Genomic DNA, 2,956 nt, shown 5'->3' on the forward strand with positions numbered 1-2,956 from the left:
GTCAAGATATTTGTGATGCAATTGTTAATTATAACATTTACATAAATAATCTTACTATCAATTATGCTGAAATTCTTCAAAATAAATACGGTAAAAATATACTATTTGAGAGAGTTATTTTTAGAGAGATAGTAATTTATCTCGATGATAAACTTATTAATAAAATAGCGGAATTAAGTGGTGTTGATGGCAAAAACACAGAAGAAAAGAGAGAGACTATATCGGATAAAAATTATGGTTATAAAAAGTATGAATTTTCAGAAATTTTCATAACTGTGTTAGATTTAGACAAGGATTACTTTTTGCCCGCTCTAAATGAGATAGTTGATGATTTTAAGCAAGTTTTAGAACCCAATTATCACTTACACGATTATCAAAAAAATCTGAAGGATTTAGCAATTCAAAATCTACTTAATCCTAATTACACAAACAGAATGTTAATCCATATGCCAACCGGAGCTGGTAAAACTAAAACTGCAATGGAAATGGCGTCTGATTATTTAAGATGCAAATCAGTTTTAGGAGGTTTTGATAATTCAGGTTTTGTTTTATGGTTAGCACATTCAAAAGAACTAAATGACCAAGCCTTAGAAACATTTGTAAATACTTGGAGATTGAGAGGGGATTATAAAATTGATGTTTTTAAAATTTATGGTGATACAGAATATCCTAAAGAAATATTAGAAAGCGAACGTGCTTTTGTATTTGTTGGTTTTCAAAAGTTTAATGCTATGATAAATTCTAACAATTCTTTACAAAGGAAAATTAAAAATAGAATTTTAGAAAAAGTTAAGCTTGTAATTGTTGATGAAGCACATAAATCACTTGCTTCAACTTATGAGGACGCTATAAATCTTTTGACACAAACATCCAGTGGAACACAACTGGTAGGATTAACAGCTACACCGGGTAGAAGCAGTGATCAAGAGGACATTGATAATAATCATCTAGCCTATTTTTTTAATTCTACGAAGATTGGTTTGGTTGATGATTTTGGCATACCGATTGAAAATCCTATTTCTTTTTTACAAGAAAGAGGTGTTTTAGCAAAAATTGAAAGAGAGGAATTAATGACTAATGTTCAATTAAAACTCACAGAAAAACAAATAAAAGATTTAAGACTATTTGGTGATGATAAGCTTAAATCCATTCTTGGAGACTTGTCAAAAAACCCTGGCAGAAATAAATTGATAATAGACAAAGTTGACCTAGCTTTTCAAAATGGTGAATCTATTTTGATTTTTGCTTGTAATGTTGAACATTGCATAATACTGCAGACGCTTCTAAAATCGATTGGTATTGAATCCGGAACTATATTGAGCACTACAGCAAAATTTGATAGAGAAGATTCAATTAAAAAATTCAAAAATAATAAATTAAAGGTTTTAATAAATTATGGTGTGCTTACAACAGGTTTTGATGCGCCAAACCTAAATACATTAATAATTGCTCGACCTACTGCATCAATCGTATTGTATAGTCAAATGGTTGGTAGAGCTTTAAGAGGTGTTAAGAATGGAGGTCACGAAATAAATAAATTAATTGATCTAAGAGATAATTTTGATTTAGGCGATGAATCAGATATGTTTGGGTTCTATGATGAAATTTGGAATAACTAATACTAAAAAATAAATGGCAGTACATTACTTTGACCCCAATGGTGTTGACTCTTTAAGAGACAACGGTTACAGAGATACCGCAATGGCTCTATCTGAATTACTAGATAATTCAATACAAGCTAATGCAAATAAAATTGAAATTATTCTAATTGAAAAATTATCAGCAACAGGCAAAAGAGAATGGCTTGTAAATGAAATATTTGTTGTTGATAATGGTGAGGGAATGGAGAAAGACACTTTGGAAACAAGCTTGCGATTTGGTGGAGGGACAAGACACGGAGCCGCTAAAGGGCTTGGTAAGTTTGGTATGGGATTACCAAATTCATCTGCATCTCAATGCCCAAGATTTGAAGTTTATAGTTGGAAAAAAAATTCACCTATCCATTACAATTATTTTGATTTTAAAGAAATAAAAAGTAAAAAATCAGAATTCTTACCCGAAGTAAGCCAAACTAATTTGCCAAAACATATTGAACAAATAATTAATCCTAAATCTAATTCTGGTACAATTGTTCGATGGGTCGATTGTGATAGATTAATTTTAAGAAGAGCCAATAAATTGGTTCCACATATTGAGTGGCCACTAGGTAGAATTTTTAGATATTATATTAATGAGAAAAAAGTTCAAATTAAAATAAGAGTTTTTCAATCGAGTGGAAATTCAATTTCAGAATCATTTGCTTTAGCAACTCCAATAAAAGCAGTAGACCCTTTGTTTTTGATGACTAATAATCAATTGAAAATACCTTTTGACAATCAAGCTACAAATACACCTTGGCAAGATGGAGAATATTTATTTCCAGATCCGAATGGAGATAAAGAAAATAAAGCTTTATATGAATTAATACAAGATTCTATTAAGATAAAATTTTCTATTGCTAAATCTGAAACTAAAAGATTAGGTGGTGATTCAGAATTAGGAAAAATATATAGAGAATTTATTGGGATTAGTGTTTTAAGAGCTGGAAGAGAAATAAAATTAGATGATTTTGGCTTTATTGGCGAATTAGGAGACCCATTAAATAGGTGGTGGAAAGTTGAACTTTCTTTTGAGCCAAATTTTGACTCTTTCTTTGGATTAGATAATACTAAACAGAATGTACACGCATTCAGAAAGATAATTGATAAAGATCAATTGGAAAGAACTGAAGATGACATACAGCTTGAATTCATCTGTAAATTATCGGAGTTTTTAGAAAATCAAATTCGATTAATGAAAAAAGATATTGTTTTGATTGATGCTGGTAGTAGAGGAGGAATTAGAAGCGGTGGTGTAGCAGAAGGTGGAACAACATATCCTGATAACCCAAGTGGAGGAGATATTGGTCCTTTCCCTT

2 protein-coding genes are annotated in these 2,956 nt (G+C 30.5%); both read left to right on the forward strand.

Going from position 1 to position 2,956, the window contains the following annotated elements:
* Nucleotides 1–1,619, forward strand: a 1,619-nt coding sequence (locus tag GW846_00030) for a DEAD/DEAH box helicase (protein ID NDK09156.1), incomplete at its 5' end; no start/stop codon positions are given.
* Between the two features lie 13 nt (nt 1,620–1,632).
* The coding region (locus GW846_00035) for a hypothetical protein (GenBank protein ID NDK09157.1) at nt 1,633–2,956 on the forward strand (1,324 nt) is incomplete at its 3' end.

Source organism: Candidatus Gracilibacteria bacterium (genome assembly GCA_010119145.1).
Taxonomy (GTDB): domain Bacteria; phylum Patescibacteriota; class Gracilibacteria; order BD1-5; family UBA6164; genus JAACSU01.